The organism is Terrimonas pollutisoli (assembly GCF_029360765.1).
In the GTDB taxonomy this organism is placed as follows: domain Bacteria; phylum Bacteroidota; class Bacteroidia; order Chitinophagales; family Chitinophagaceae; genus Terrimonas_B; species Terrimonas_B pollutisoli.
In genome coordinates this window covers 863,840-879,178 of sequence record NZ_JARKNA010000001.1, presented here as the reverse complement: position 1 = coordinate 879,178, position 15,339 = coordinate 863,840, and the positions used below count along the sequence as shown (strand labels likewise).

Annotated in this window: 14 protein-coding genes; 9 read left to right on the top strand and 5 right to left on the bottom strand. The window is 40.9% G+C overall.

The window, feature by feature from the left end; genetic code table 11:
• Nucleotides 1-5 precede the first annotated feature (5 nt).
• Complete coding sequence (locus P2W73_RS03405; protein WP_276500582.1) at nt 6-1,457, bottom strand: DUF6600 domain-containing protein; 1,452 nt, start codon at nt 1,455-1,457, stop codon at nt 6-8.
• Between the two features lie 187 nt (nt 1,458-1,644).
• Between P2W73_RS03405 and P2W73_RS03400 the strand changes: the two genes are divergently transcribed.
• A complete protein-coding gene (locus tag P2W73_RS03400) occupies nt 1,645-2,496 on the top strand; it encodes a dienelactone hydrolase family protein (RefSeq protein WP_276500581.1) in 852 nt (283 codons plus the stop codon).
• Between the two features lie 64 nt (nt 2,497-2,560).
• Entirely contained in the window at nt 2,561-3,211 is a 651-nt protein-coding gene (locus tag P2W73_RS03395) for a DnaJ domain-containing protein (RefSeq protein ID WP_276500580.1), read from the top strand.
• A 4-nt stretch (nt 3,212-3,215) separates the two neighbouring features.
• On the opposite strand, the gene P2W73_RS03390 is transcribed toward P2W73_RS03395, so the two are convergent.
• A complete protein-coding gene (locus P2W73_RS03390) occupies nt 3,216-3,776 on the bottom strand; it encodes a hypothetical protein (protein ID WP_276500579.1) in 561 nt (186 codons plus the stop codon).
• 120 nt (nt 3,777-3,896) lie between these two features.
• Between P2W73_RS03390 and P2W73_RS03385 the strand changes: the two genes are divergently transcribed.
• The 5 genes from P2W73_RS03385 (at nt 3,897) to P2W73_RS03365 (ending at nt 8,673) form a co-directional block, all read left to right on the top strand.
• Nucleotides 3,897-5,792, top strand: a complete 1,896-nt coding sequence (locus tag P2W73_RS03385; protein ID WP_276500578.1) for an ABC-F family ATP-binding cassette domain-containing protein — start codon at nt 3,897-3,899, stop codon at nt 5,790-5,792.
• Between the two features lie 356 nt (nt 5,793-6,148).
• Complete coding sequence (locus tag P2W73_RS03380; RefSeq protein WP_276500577.1) at nt 6,149-6,661, top strand: RNA polymerase sigma factor; 513 nt, start codon at nt 6,149-6,151, stop codon at nt 6,659-6,661.
• 28 nt (nt 6,662-6,689) lie between these two features.
• Complete coding sequence (locus P2W73_RS03375; protein ID WP_276500576.1) at nt 6,690-6,932, top strand: hypothetical protein; 243 nt, start codon at nt 6,690-6,692, stop codon at nt 6,930-6,932.
• Nucleotides 6,933-7,037: 105 nt separating this feature from the next.
• Nucleotides 7,038-7,652, top strand: coding sequence for a DUF4254 domain-containing protein (locus P2W73_RS03370; RefSeq protein ID WP_276500575.1), 615 nt, complete (start codon nt 7,038-7,040; stop codon nt 7,650-7,652).
• A complete protein-coding gene (locus tag P2W73_RS03365; protein ID WP_276500574.1) occupies nt 7,642-8,673 on the top strand; it encodes a glycosyltransferase family 9 protein in 1,032 nt (343 codons plus the stop codon). The genes P2W73_RS03370 and P2W73_RS03365 overlap by 11 nt, the downstream gene beginning before the upstream one ends.
• A 9-nt stretch (nt 8,674-8,682) precedes the next feature.
• On the opposite strand, the gene P2W73_RS03360 is transcribed toward P2W73_RS03365, so the two are convergent.
• Genes P2W73_RS03360 through P2W73_RS03350 form a run of 3 tightly spaced genes read right to left on the bottom strand, consistent with a single transcriptional unit; the run spans nt 8,683 to nt 12,084 of the window.
• Complete coding sequence (locus P2W73_RS03360; RefSeq protein WP_276500573.1) at nt 8,683-9,927, bottom strand: MFS transporter; 1,245 nt, start codon at nt 9,925-9,927, stop codon at nt 8,683-8,685.
• A 6-nt stretch (nt 9,928-9,933) separates the two neighbouring features.
• Nucleotides 9,934-10,665 carry a DedA family protein gene (locus tag P2W73_RS03355; RefSeq protein WP_276500572.1) on the bottom strand — a complete coding sequence of 244 codons (732 nt, stop codon included), beginning with the start codon at nt 10,663-10,665 and terminating at the stop codon, nt 9,934-9,936.
• A gap of 18 nt (nt 10,666-10,683) precedes the next feature.
• Nucleotides 10,684-12,084, bottom strand: coding sequence for a dicarboxylate/amino acid:cation symporter (locus P2W73_RS03350; protein WP_276500571.1), 1,401 nt, complete (start codon nt 12,082-12,084; stop codon nt 10,684-10,686).
• A gap of 183 nt (nt 12,085-12,267) precedes the next feature.
• Between P2W73_RS03350 and P2W73_RS03345 the strand changes: the two genes are divergently transcribed.
• Nucleotides 12,268-13,920, top strand: coding sequence for an amino acid permease (locus tag P2W73_RS03345; RefSeq protein WP_276500570.1), 1,653 nt, complete (start codon nt 12,268-12,270; stop codon nt 13,918-13,920).
• Between the two features lie 183 nt (nt 13,921-14,103).
• Nucleotides 14,104-15,267: an ATP-binding protein gene (locus tag P2W73_RS03340; RefSeq protein ID WP_276500569.1), complete on the top strand. Its 1,164-nt coding sequence runs from the start codon at nt 14,104-14,106 to the stop codon at nt 15,265-15,267.
• Nucleotides 15,268-15,339 lie beyond the last annotated feature (72 nt).

The window sequence follows — 15,339 nt, the reverse complement described above, 5'->3', positions numbered from 1 at the left end:
GTTACTTATCCGTCACGGCGATCGGATCTTCCACGACCATTACCATTTCCCCTGTTATCACCACCGCGACTTTCAAACTGTCGTTGTTGCTGTTGTTGTTGTGGCTGACGTTCTATTTGCCGTTGTGAAGGCTCGCTTCTTACTTCACGACGGGGTTGTTCAAAACGATTGCCCCTGTCAATTTCACGTCTTTCAAACTGTCGCTGCTGTTGCTGTGGCTGCTGACGTTCTACTTGTCTTTGCACAGGTTCATTTCGTATTTCACGTCTTTCAAATTGTCTTTGTTGTTGCTGACGTTCTATTTGTCGTTGTGCAGGCTCATTTGTTATTTCCCGTCTTTCAAATCGACGGTTATTACGCGGCATCTCATCTGCCCTTCTTTCAAAACGACGATTGTTTCTTTCATTGTCAATTTGTGGACGATCAGCATTCCTGTTGATTACATCTTGCCTTTGTCTTTCAAAACGTCTGTTTTCGGCAGGTGATTGCACATCATCATTTACTCTTCGGCTATTCTGATTTCTTTCAGCCAGCTGTCGGTTTCGTATCCGGTCAAAATCATTTCCCCGACGATCAGCAATATCATTTCTCCGGTTATTGTTTGCATTCAATTCTCTGCGTTCAGGCAGGTTATTATCATTTCTTCTTATTCTATTATCATTGTTCCGGGCATTCCTTTCGTAACGATCAAAATTTCTTGGCGCAAAATTCCGGTTATTGTCACGTTGTATCTGCGGACGATACAAATTCACCTGGTTATTTCTAAATTCTCTTCTACCTGGTCTGTCCGAATCCCGGAAGCTAACGGGACGTATGCTTCCTGCATATCTTTCAGCATCACCACGTCTTGGTCCGTTTACAAAAACATTATTTCGGTTACCATAGTTATTAATGATGGTGGTGTTGTTAATAATAGTGGTATTGCGGCTCCTGTCAACATAATAATTATTGATATGACGTGAGCCAATGTATTGACGGGGCGCAAAACACCAGTAGTTAGAAGGTGGATTGTAATTGCCGAAGCCAATACTGATGTTGATACCCGGGCTTATAGGCGCCCAGCCGTAATAATCGCCACCCGTTCTCCACGATACCCATGCAGGTGACCAATCATAACCCGGCACCCACATCCAGCCATAAAATGGATCATAGAACCAGCGTCCATAGTGGAAAGGAGCCCAGCCCCAGGAATAATCAGATACCCACATCCAATCATATTCATCCGTCCAAACCCAGTGGCCACCGGTACTGTAGGGCTGAAAATCAGGGCCCATGTCAGGCGTCCAAACATAACCATAATCAGGATAATCGATCCATCGACCGTAAGGACCTAATTCATCATAAAAAGTTTGGTATGAAATGCTGATACCTACTCGCTGAGCCGATACGGAATTTTTTAATGAGCCCAAAACCAGGATGGATATTACCATGCCGGCTATAAATAAAAGGCGTTTCATGTAAGAATGTTTAATTGTTTTCACTAGCAAGAAAATATTGAAGTATAGAAAGATCTGATACCACAAATATGAGCTATTAACATGCCATGAAGTTGCACGCCTTCTTTCTGATAGCCATTGTTGTGAAAACTTTTGGTAAATTTTTTTAACAACTCAATTCGTAACTTCAGACACCTAAAACTTTTTTATGGACCAGCGCATCATTAACCTCTACGACGAGTATACTCATAAACCACTTTCAAGAACTGAGTTTCTCCGCAGGCTTGCATTATTAACCGGCAGCACTGCTGCTGCCCTGGCCATATTGCCAATGATTGAAGTAAATGCTACCCGTGCTGCCATTACTTCTGCACAGGATCTTTTCACTGAACGCATCACTTATCCGGGTGTGAATGGCGAAATGCAGGCCTATTTGGCCCGGCCTAAAGAAGAAAAAAAATATCCGGCTGTTGTCGTCATTCACGAAAACCGGGGGTTGAATGGACACATAGAAGATGTAACGAGACGTGCTGCCAATGCAGGTTATTTAGCGATTGCGCCAAATGCATTGTCACCCTTGGGAGGTACGCCGGCGAATGAAGACGAGGCAAGAACAAAATTCCAGCAATTGAAAGCAGAAGACAGTTTGCTAAATTTTATTAAAGTTTTTGATTATTTAAAAACCAGGAAAGATGCCAATGGCAATTTTGGCTGCGTTGGTTTTTGCTGGGGCGGCGCTATGGCCAATAGCCTGGCAGTAAATGTGTCTTCATTGAAAGCAGCGGTTGCATTTTATGGCCGTCCACCTGAACTTGCTGACGTTCCTAAGATAAAAGCAGCTGTTCAACTACATTATGCCGGTCTCGACGAAAGGATAAATGCAGGCATGGCCGCCTACGAAGAAGCCTTGAAGAAAGCAGGTGTTAAATATGAGCAATATTTGTATGATGGAGTCAATCATGCATTTCACAACGATACAGCGCCAACCCGCTACAATGAAGAAGCCGCTAAACTTGCCTGGCAGAGAACGATAGACTTTTTTAACAAATACCTCAAATAATTTTTTCAGTTACGGGAAATCCGGACAATGCGACATTTTTTTTCTCTCCTATCTTCGCAGGGCTTTGCAATTGAAGGATTATTATAGCATACTCGAACTGGAGCCATCAGCAACAGGCGAAGAAATAAAAAAGGCTTACCGGAGGCTCGCCCATACCTATCACCCTGATAAAAAACAGGATGATCTTTATGCTACTGCAAAATTTGGCGAAATAAAGGAAGCGTATGAAGTATTAAGCAACCCTTTAAAAAAAGACTACTACCTGCAACAACGCTGGTACGCCCAAAGCATGGGTAAAAAAATAAAACAGGAGCTAGTTACTCCTGTTTCTATTTTGAAACAACTATTGGAACTGGATCGGTATGTCTCAAAGTTAGACGCCCACCGAATGTATCACCGGGGGCTATACGATCACCTTATTACGATCTTGTCAGATGAGAACATTACCTTGATAAATTCTTTCAACGACCCGGCTATTAATAAAGAAATTATTTTAAGCACCTTTAAAAGTAGCCGCCCACTTCCCTATCAATATATCCAATTGCTATCAGAACGATTAACGAAACTTACTACCAACGATACACAAATAACAGCGAGGATTGAACAGTTCAAACGTCAGCATAAACAGACTGATACCTGGGAAAAAAGAAAAGTATGGTTCATGCTGTTTATCGTCCTTTGCCTATGCCTGATCATCTTTTTGTCATCGCGATAATTTTTTAGGATCTGCCACCCGCAAGTTTGTCTTCAAGACTATGCATAAAACTGGAAACGGGCCCCTCCATTTTATTGGTCCGGTCATCAATCGCATTATCGTCTAATAAATATCCTGCTTGCAATGCAGCCGGGAGATAAACCAAAATATTATGCCGATGATTACTCATAAATGTTTTTACCTTTTCAGCCGAATGTTTATCCCCACCCGCATCTTTTATCAGTTGTGAAGCCTCTCTCGAAATTTGTTCCATATCTGCAACGGCTTCATCCGCAGAAACTCCCGCATAGTGGGCAACTTTCTCTACAGCTTTTTGCTTTTGGTCACCAAATATTTCATCCAGCCACTTCACTTCTCTTCCTGTATTAAGCAATGCATTCGCTCCCTCATCTGTGCTGGTATATTTATAAAACCCTGCCAATACCACGGGTATTGCAGACTGTGCTAATTTCTCTTCTGTTGTTCTAAGCGATTTATCCTTAGTCTCCTGAATATTGGGATCTATTTTTTGCAAGGATGGGTATCCCAGCTTTTTCTGAATGGCTTCGATTATATTAGTTGTCATGATATTGATTTTCTATACTTAATAGAAAAACTATGCCACAAATCATTCTTTTTAATTCTTTCATAATCAACAAATCATAGTTTAAGCCCGCTTATACAGGCAGCACATTATCTTTGCCGCATGCATTATGTTTCTGTAGAAAATCTGACCAAGAGTTATGGCATCCAACCTCTTTTCGAAAACATCTCTTTTCATATAGAAGAGGGTGACAAGATCTCCTTAGTGGCCAGGAATGGTTCAGGAAAATCTACCCTTCTAAAAATTTTGTCCGGCAAAGAAATAGCTGATAGTGGCACGGTTTGGATCAACAAAGATGTTGATGTGGCGTTGTTTGAACAGGAGCCGGTTTTTGATGAATCTAAATCAATACTCGACAATATTTTTTTTCATAACCATCCTGTCATCAATGCTATCCGGCAATTTGAATCACTGGATGAAAACAGTGACCCCGAACTATTAAATGCTGCTATTCAAAAGATGGATGACCTGGGCGCCTGGGATTTTGATACAAAAGTGAAACAGGTGTTGGGTAAACTAAATATTCATCACCTGAACCAGCCGGTCAATTCATTAAGTGGTGGTCAGCGTAAGAGGGTGGCCCTGGCAAAAACATTGATCGATATCGGATTTGAGCATAAACATGTGTTGCTGATAATGGATGAGCCTACCAACCACCTGGATGTAGAAATGGTAGAGTGGCTGGAAAATTACCTGAACAAAGAAAATGTAACATTGTTGATGGTAACCCACGACCGGTATTTCCTGGATGCCGTTTGTGATGAGATATGGGAAATGGATGGCAGTAACTTATACGTTTATAAGGGTGATTATGAAAATTACCTGGAAAAGAAAACTGCCCGCATTGAAAGTGAAATTGCCAGCATCGATAAAGCAAGAAATACTTACCGGAAGGAACTTGAATGGATGCGTAAGCAACCTAAAGCAAGAACGACCAAAAGCAAAAGCAGGCAGGATAACTTTTATGAAGTAGAGAAAAAAGCAAAGAAGAGAATTGAAGACCAGCAGGTAGAATTACAAATGAAAATGAATCGCCTGGGTGGTAAGATTATTGAATTAAAAAAAGTGTATAAAAGTTTTGGCGAGAAAATTATTTTAAAAGGCTTTGATTATACGTTCAAAAAAGGCGATCGCATTGGCATTGTTGGTAAAAATGGAGTCGGTAAATCAACCTTTATCAACATCCTGCAGGGGCTCGAAAAGCCGGATAGCGGAAAAGTGAACACCGGTGACACTGTCATCTTTGGTAATTTTTCGCAGCAGGGATTGATAGTGAAAGAAGACATGCGTGTCATTGAATTTGTAAAAAACATAGCGGAACACTTTCCACTGGCCAGCGGTGGTTCTTTGAGCGCAGCCCAGTTTCTCCAGCTTTTTTTGTTTGACCCGGACAAGCAATACACTTATATCAGCAAACTAAGCGGTGGCGAAAAGAGAAGATTACTCCTGCTTTCAATTCTTTTCAGAAATCCAAATTTTCTTGTGTTGGATGAGCCAACCAATGACCTGGATCTGCCAACACTGGGAGTATTGGAAAATTTCTTAAGTGAATTTCCTGGATGCCTGATCATCGTGAGCCACGACCGTTACTTTATGGACCGGCTGGTGGATCATCTGTTTGTATTTGAAGGCAACGGTGTAATAACGGATTACCCCGGCAATTATACGCAATACCGAGAGTGGCTGAAAGACAGGGAAGAGTTGCCTGTTGCCAGTTCCCAGATACCTGTAAGAAATGAGACAGAGCTGGAAACCGGTAACATGAAACCGGTAACTGGTAACAAAAGAAAACTTTCCTTTAAAGAAAAACGAGAGTTCGAAGTATTGGAAAAAGAGATTGCTGACCTGGCTGATGAAAAAAAATCAATCACAGAAAAGTTGAATAATGGCAGCACTTCTTTTGAAGAACTGCAAAAGCTTTCGGTACGAATAGGTGAGGTTACACAACTACTGGATGAAAAAGAAATGCGCTGGCTCGAGTTAAGTGAATATATCTGATGACCGTTCCACCTTTTTTATAATTGTTTGGTTAACTAATTATTTACAATTGGCTACAGGTTATTCACATCCGCACTTTTGTACAATTAGCTTATTTACAGGCATTTTAAAAGAAGTTCGTAAACTTACCATGTTAATAAATTAGCTTACCAAATACTTGCACTAATAGATTACGTTGTTTAGTTTAGCACTCAATTCATTTCAGTTCTATCATCCCGGTTACGGGATCTATCCTGCGAGAGCCACCACATTTTTAATTTCCATTCCTGCGAGAAACGATTCGTTTTATTTTTCAATCTCCTTCGAAAAAAAGATTTCCAATGTCCTGCATTGTTTAACTTTTAAATGTACCCTTTATGAGCAGGATTCCTTCCACCGATCAACACCTGATCGACCGACTCATTCTCAACGACACAGATGCCTTTGAAGAATTGTATCGTCACTACTGGTATGGACTTTACGTGTATTGCCTCAAGAAGTTACAGTCATCTGAAGATGCCAGGATCATCGTTCGCACATTATTTATTGCTATCTGGGAACAGCGTCATTCATTACCAGAATCTTTTTCTATCTCCACTTACTTATACAAAGAAGTGAGAAAATCAGTTGTAAAATGCCTGTCAGAAAAATTGACGAATACCAGTGATTCGCCGGCACACGATAGACGTTTTTCAAAAGAGTTCAGTATAGAAGCTTTACAACAAGCCCGGAAACCAGCAAGAAGAAAGTTCGCCTTTACTAATAAACCTTCTGAGTTACTGCGCCAGCAAACAGGTCAAGTGGGGCCGACGGATTACCATTCCTTCGCAACAATTAAATGGATGTTTCACTCATTAACCAATAAATTTTCGCTCAACAACCTTTTATAACCTTTTATCTTATCCAAAAAAATTAACCATGAAATCGGAAATTCTACAACGTAAACTTCAAAGATATCTTAACGGTCAATCTTTGCCAGCCGAAGCAAGGCAGATACAAACCTGGCTGTCCTGCACCTCTGAGGAAAGAGAATTGACAGCAGAGGAAAAATCACTGCTGGAAATGGAAATACTACAGGAAATACAAGCCTATACAGCCTACCCCTTGTTTTTTCCAAAAAAAGAAAAGCCCTGGTGGCAGAAGATTACGGCGTTATTCTAAAGCTTTTTGGTAAGCACAGGATAAAAGTTCAAAAGGTTTACTTAGTTCATCCAACCGGTGTAACTTTGAAGCTTCTTGAACTTTTTAATTTTTGACCCCCTGGTTATGATCAGTTTATTGTGCAATTCCATTTTTGAAGAAAGTATTATTCGCTACCATGAAAAAGATGATATCGACACACCTGCCAGCAACCCTTATCCAAAAGATAAGATCGAACATCTTCTTTACTTAAAGAACTGGATTGACACTGTTCAATGGCATTTGGAAGATATTATACGTAACCCGTCGATCAACCCGGTGGAAGCATTAAAAATTAAACGCAGAATTGACACATCGAACCAGGAAAGAACCGATGTGGTAGAATATATTGACAGCTACTTTTTAGATCAATATAAAAATATCACACCAGTGCAGGGAGCATCCATTAATACTGAAAGTCCGGCCTGGGCCATCGACAGACTGTCGATACTGGCATTGAAAATATATCACATGAAAGCTGAGGTAGATCGTCCGGATGCTTCTGCCGAACATATTGCCAGTTGCCAGCTCAAGCTTTCCATATTACTGGAACAACGCAAAGATCTTTCACAGGCCATTGACGAACTGCTAAAGGATATCGCTGAAGGCAGAAAATACATGAAAGTGTATAAGCAAATGAAGATGTATAATGATCCTTCTTTAAACCCGGTTCTATACCAGCAGCAAGCCAATGAAGCTTAAGCACATACTTGTTATTCGCTTGTCTGCGATGGGTGATGTTGCGATGACAGTCCCCGTTTTGCAACAGTTGTTACAACAAAATCCCGATCTGCAAATCACCGTACTAACTCAAAATTTGTTTAAGCCCCTTTTTGAGCCACTGGAAAGAACCAACATGTATGTAGCAGAAACAAAAGGGCGACACAAAGGATTAAGTGGACTTTTTACGTTGTTTAAAGAACTAAAAAAACAGTATCGCTTTGATGCGGTAGCCGATCTCCACAATGTATTGCGTTCAAAACTGATCAGTTTTTTTTTCCGTGTATCCGGAATTAAAACAGTCACCATTGATAAGGGCCGCCAGGAAAAAAAACTACTCACCAGGAAGAAAAACAAAAAACTGGTTCAGTTAAAAACATCTTTTCAACGTTATGCTGATGTTTTTACAGAACTAGGCTTATCTCTCGCCTTAAATAATTTACAAGGGGTTTTTCCAAAACAGAATCTCCCCCCCGCTGCTGCTCAGTTATTGTTAGCAACAAAAAAAAATATCTGCATTGCTCCTTTTGCAAAACATAAGGAAAAAATGTATCCGCTGGCAAAAATGAAAGCTGTATTGAAAAATTTATCCACTCAAAATAACCTGCAGCTTTTTTTGCTGGGTGGTGGCAAGGCAGAAACAGCAATGCTAACCGATTTAGAAAAAGAATTCCCCGGTAGTATTAATCTGGCCGGTAAATTTTCTTTTAAGGAAGAACTGGCCATCATCAGCAACATGGATGCCATGGTAAGTATGGATTCTGCTAATATGCATTTAGCGTCACTGTTTGGTGTGCAGGTAATATCTGTATGGGGAGCCACTCATCCCTTTGCCGGTTTTTATGGATGGAACCAGCCGGCCGATAATGCAGTACAAATTGACCTGTATTGCCGGCCCTGTTCTGTATTTGGAAACAAACCTTGCTACAGGGGTGATCATGCGTGCATGCAGCAATTGGCAGAGCAGAAGATTATTACGAAACTGATGGAAAAAGTAAAATAGTCACAATAACTACTCCTCTATATAATTAAGGTCTTTGTGAAAAGTTTCCTCTGTGAAATAAGCGGCGACTAGTGTAATCGTCATAACCAAAACACCAGTTACTATACCGCTTTTTACAATATCCCAGCCCCAGCTTTTTTGAAATATATCCAAAAATAGAATGTTGATTAATGGCAGTGCGCCACGGACCATATTAGGAATAGTTGTTGCGGCGGTAGCTCTAAGATTGGTTCCAAATTGTTCGGCACCCATCGTAACAAAGATGGCCCAGAAACCGGTGCTAAAGCCCAGTAATGCACAAACCAGGTACATCGTCATATCACTTTTGACTGCACCGCTGAAAAAAAGAATTCCTGAAATGATAGTAAGTAAATAAAACAGGTATAATGCTCTCTTCCTGCTTTTGAAGTATTGGCTAACCAGCCCAACCGTAATATCTCCGATGGCGATGGCCGCATAAGCATACATGATAGCCCTTCCTGACTCAATTTTATTATTGTCATAAAATGCGCCTGCAAAACGATTGCTGTAATTGACCAAAATACCGATCACATACCAGGTTGGCAAGCCTATCAAAATAGCAAGCAAATATTTCTTAAAACGTTTTGCGTTAGTAAAAAACATTAACAAGTTACCCCTGGAAACGTTCTGGTGTTTTACCTGTTTAAACATTCCACTCTCAGCTACACTTATTCGAAGGAACAACAACGCTATTCCCAATCCTCCTCCAATTTTGTAACACAGCCGCCAATCTTGCGTGAATTTGAATGTGAAATAAGCAAACACGGCGCCGAACAAACCGATACCAGCAACCATCGAAGTACCTATACCCCTTTTTGTTTTTGGTAGCAACTCACTAACCAGTGTTATACCTGCTCCCAACTCACCAGCGAGGCCGATTCCGGCGACAAACCGGGCATAGGCATATTGATCAGTACTTTGAACAAAGCCCGTAATAAAGTTAGCAACGGAATACAAAATAATTGAACCAAATAAAACAGAAAGCCTTCCTTTTTTATCCCCCATAATCCCCCAAACTATTCCGCCAATTAACAATCCTACCATCTGCCAATTGATGATTTTCGTACTGGCGGCTAACACCGCTTTATTATCCTGAAGGTTGACTCCGAGATCATTTAAGCTTGGCTCCCGTACAATAGTAAACAACAACAGATCATATATATCAACAAAATAACCTAAAGCAGCAACGATCACTGCTATGTTAAATATAGAACCGGTTTTGGCTGGCTGCATAATTCGTCAGGAATTTACATTCGTATCGGTAGGTGTGGGAACAACTGATTTTTTGACAAAAAACAATTTATACAATACAGGCAATGTCGTTACCAGGATAATAACGATCGTAATAGGCTCGATATAATCCTGCAGGCTGAAACCGAATTCCCGCTGCACCCAACTGTTCAGAAAATATCCGCCCAGCATCATAGATGCAACCCAGGCAACGCTGCCGACAATATTGTAGAAAATAAAATGAGCGGGATTCATTTTTACAATGCCGGCAACAATAGGTGCAAATGTGCGGATGATCGGGAGGAACTTGGCAAGAAAGATGGTTGCCTTGCCATATTTATCGTAAAACTCTTTGGCTCTTATCAAATGTTTTCTTTTGAAGATCCAGGTATCCTTTCTTTCAAAAAGCAAAGGCCCTGTTTTCTTACCAAACCAGTAACCAGCCACATTCCCCAATACGGAAGCAATCATTACTAAAATTATAATGCTCATCCATTGGTAAACCGGCACAGACGCATTTTCAGGAATATTTGTGTTGAACACCTCATTGGCCAATTTATTCATATACACGCCTGCCGCAAACAATAATGAATCGCCTGGAAAGAAAAAACCAATGAATAAACCGGTTTCTGCAAACACAACCAATAAAAGGATATAAAAACCACCGTAGTCAATGATCCAATTGATAAACCTGTCAATGAATCCGCCTGACAATAAATAAATATCAAACATCTCCGTCATAAAATTTTATTCTTTTAATTATCCAAGTATGGTATCAGCCTCTTTTTCGTTAAAAGCTAATGCCTTCTTATCATCAAACTCTCCCTCCCATCTTGCAATCACACAACTTGCCAGTGTATTTCCAATCACGTTTACGGACGTACGGGCCATGTCCATCAACTCGTCAATGCCATAAATTGCCATGATGGGCCACAAGGGGAAATTAAACGTACTGGCCGTGGCGATTAAAATCACCAGCGATGCCCGTGGTACTGCTGCCACTCCCTTACTTGTCAGCATGAGCGACAGGCCGATCAACAGTTGCTCTCCAAAGGAAAGATTCATACCAGCTGCCTGTGCCACAAACACTGAGGCCAGTGAAAGATATAACGTAGTCCCATCGAGGTTAAATGTATAACCGGTAGGTATTACAAATGATACGATCTTTCTTGGCACGCCAAACTTCTCCATATTTTCCAGGGCCTTTGGCAAAGCAGAATCAGAACTGGTGGTTGCAAAGGCAATTGATACAGGTTCTCTTATCGCCTGCACAAATTTTTTGACCGGCACTTTTGCCACCCAAAGAGCAATTGGAAATAACACCAATAGTATAAAAGCAAACAAGGCGAGGTATAAGGTAACGAGCAATAAAGCCAGATTCTTTAGAATATCAATTCCAAGGTGACCGACCGTTACGGCAATGGCTGCTCCCACGCCGAACGGGGCAAAGTACATGATGATATTCGTAAACCTGAACATAGTTTCCGCCAGGCTTTCTGTAAAATCAAGCATTGGCTTTTTCTTATGTTCACTTAATAAGGCGAGGGCAATACCGAAGATTACACTGAAAACGACTATAGGTAGTACATTACCTTCATAGATGGACTTAATGATATTCTCGGGAAATATATCAATAATGTGATCCTGCCAGCCTTTGATTTTTGCTTCGGGCAATTCCTTCAAAAGATTCTCCGGTACAACGATACCGGTACCGGCTTTTGTGAGATTAATAAAAATAAGACCAATGATTAGAGCAACGGTAGTTACTACTTCAAAATACAAGAGCGATTTCCATCCCATTCTTCCTACCTGTTTCAGGTTGGAATGGCTGGCGATGCCGACCACCAATGTCGCAAATAATAATGGAGCAACAATTGTCTTGACCAGGCGAAGAAATATCTTGCTCAGAAATGAAAGGTTTTGCGAAAAGGCAGGGAAGTCTAACCCTATCTCCACACCTATCGCCATAGCCACTAATATCCAGGTAGTGAGAGATCTTTTATAAATGGCAAATAAAACAAGACTTGCCACCAATAACCATCGCAAACCGAAAAGTAAACTGCCGGAGAAGGTGACCAAATTTTCCCAATGCAAAAAATGAAAAATAGCTACTACGGTAAATAGAATAAGTGAGAGTAATCCGGCCTGGCGTTTATTCATATAGTGTGCTATAGTAAAGCGTCAAAACTAAAGGTTTACTTTCAAATATGGACAATTTCAACTATCGAGTTTAGCGTTAACCGTTAATAAATCTTTTTGTTCATTTTTGGCAGAAATCACTATTTTTCCGCCTATTTTTAAAACAATCACATCAGAACACACTAAACATCAATCAATCTACTTATGAGTTTATTTGTCAGGAAACCCATGAATGCCCTGCTAAATGAAGCAAAGGAAACAGGTACTCATACATTAAAAAGAACACTTGGCGCCGGAGGATTAGTTGCATTAGGTATCGGCGCTATTATCGGAGCCGGTTTGTTTTCGATCACAGGCATGGCGGCTGCTAATCATGCAGGGCCGGCCATCACTATCTCCTTTGTAGTAGCTGCACTTGGATGTCTTTTTGCCGGATTGTGCTATGCAGAATTTGCATCCATGATCCCTGTTGCAGGTAGTGCATACACGTATTCTTATGCCACCATGGGAGAATTTGTTGCCTGGATCATTGGCTGGGATCTTGTTCTTGAATACGCAGTGGGCGCCGCAACTGTTGGTATAAGCTGGAGCCGTTACCTTGTTAAGTTTCTTGAGGGATTTGATGTACATCTTCCGGTTGAACTAACAGTAGGCCCGTGGGATGGAGGAGTTATTAACCTGCCCGCGGTATTTATTATTGTATTGATGAGCTTACTGTTAATAAAAGGAACTAAAGAAAGCGCTTTTGTAAATGCGATCATCGTTGCGCTTAAGGTATCCGTAGTATTAGTATTTATTTTCTTAGGTTGGAAATATATCAACAACGATAATTACACACCATACATTCCTGATAATACCGGCAAGTTTGGTGATTTTGGTTTTAGCGGTATTATTCGGGCTGCGGCCATAGTATTCTTTGCTTACATCGGATTTGATGCCGTAAGCACAGCAGCGCAGGAAGCAAAAAACCCAAAACGTGATATGCCAATAGGAATTTTAGGCTCACTGGCTATTTGTACAATATTATATATACTCTTTGCACACGTAATGACCGGGGTCACCAGTTATACTACGTTTGCAGGTAAAGATGGTATTGCTCCTGTTGCCGTTGCTATTGAGCACATGGGCACACCTGATGCAGCTGGTGTAATACAGCCTGACTATCCATGGTTGAACCGCGCAATTGTGGTGGCCATTCTTGCCGGTTATTCGTCCGTGATACTGGTGATGTTGATGGGACAAAGCCGTGTGTTCTTCAGCATGAGTAAGGACGGCTTGATACCAAGAATTTTTTCGAGTGTAAACCCTAAATTTCAAACGCCCGCCAAAAGCAATTTATTATTCATGCTTTTTGTAAGCTTGTTCGCAGCATTTGTTCCGGCAAGAGTCGTAGGTGAAATGACCAGCATCGGAACATTGTTTGCTTTCATCCTGGTTTGTATCGGGGTTTGGGTAATGCGCAAAAGAATGCCTGACTTACCGAGAGCCTTCAGAACGCCGTTGGTTCCGTTAGTCCCCATCCTTGGTATCGGTACCTGTTTATTCATGATGGTATTTCTGCCTATGGATACATGGATCCGCCTGCTTCTCTGGATGCTGATAGGTCTCGATATTTACCTGGTATATGGCGCTAAACATAGCCATCTGGGCAACGGTACTACCAGTAGAAAAGGAATGAGGATAGCACGTTTTACAGGTTTGGGCCTTTGCGTACTGCTCGCTATTGCGGGTCTATTGCATCAATATGTAATGGGTTTTGAAACTGACAGAACCTTACTTTATATTTCAATTGCATTTGCGGCTATTCATTTAATTGTATTTGGAAGGAAGCTGGGAAGAAAAGAACCGGCTGAGTAATAAATAAATCCTATTTTTCAAAACCGTCTCGCCTTAGGTGAGATGGTTTTTTTATGCAATTTGGGAGTGCAAGTCCATATTTGCATAAAAAATTATGCTTCAAAATTCATTTTTTTCCGAAACAGTTCTATCTTAGTTCATGTAACTTAGGAGTGGTAGTCCAAATTTACATAAATCAAAAAAATGATAATCCAAAGGCAAATGACTTCGATAGCGGCTTTGCTGCTGCGGAAGTATCCTATCGTTACCATCACCGGGCCACGCCAGTCGGGTAAATCTACATTTGCAAAAATGCTGAAGCCCGCCTTTGAATATGTGAACCTCGAAGACATTGATCATCGCCGCTTTGCCAGCAATGATCCTAAAGGTTTTATTGAACGGTACAGTCGCAACGTTATCCTCGATGAAGTGCAAAATGCACCGCAACTGCTGTCGCAACTGCAGGTACATACTGATGCTGTTGGCAAAAATGGTTTGTACATCCTGACCGGTTCGCAAAACTTTCAACTGTTTGAGAAAATAAGTCAGAGCTTAGCCGGGAGAACTGCACTTTGTACCCTGCTTCCATTTGCGATGAACGAACTGAGCGAACTAAAAAAACCAAAAAGCTGGGAAGATCTTTGCTGGAAAGGAATGTATCCCCGTCTGCATCACAGAAATATAAAGCCGGACTTGTTTTACCCGGATTATATTACCACCTATATTGAAAGAGATACCCGGCAAATAATGAACATCAAAGACCTGGGACAGTTTAGAAAATTCATGAGCCTTTGCGCAGGCAGGGTCGGGCAGATCCTAAACATGCACGACATTGGCAACAGCCTTGGAATAGATAACAAAACGGTAAAGCAGTGGCTTGGCGTACTGGAAAGTAGTTATATTATTTATTTACTGCAGCCTTTTCACAACAACTTTAATAAACGGTTGATAAAAACACCGAAGCTTTACTTTTATGATACCGGTATTGCGTCTTTTTTGCTGAACATCCGTAGTGCCGGTGATCTGAAAAACCATTTTGCCAGGGGGGCATTGTATGAAAATTTTGTCATCAATGAACTGATGAAGAACTGCTATAATAAACATGTGCAACCTTCATTCCACTACTTTCGTGACAGTAATGCAAATGAAGTGGATCTGCTGATAGAGCAGGCTGGTTTTGATTATGCCATTGAAATAAAATCGGCAAAAACTATTAACGACGCTTTTTTTAAGGGGTTGAATTACTATTCAGCCCTGAGCAAAAAGAAAGTGAAGGGAATATGTGCATATGGCGGTGATGAAGAATATAATTATAAAGGCAACTCGGTTACAGGCTGGAAAAACCTGGAAAGCATAACCATTAAATAACCAAAGCGGTTTTACAGATGAGTTATCTTCTTTTACACTCATTGCCTTAATTTTGCTTCCCATTTCAAACCA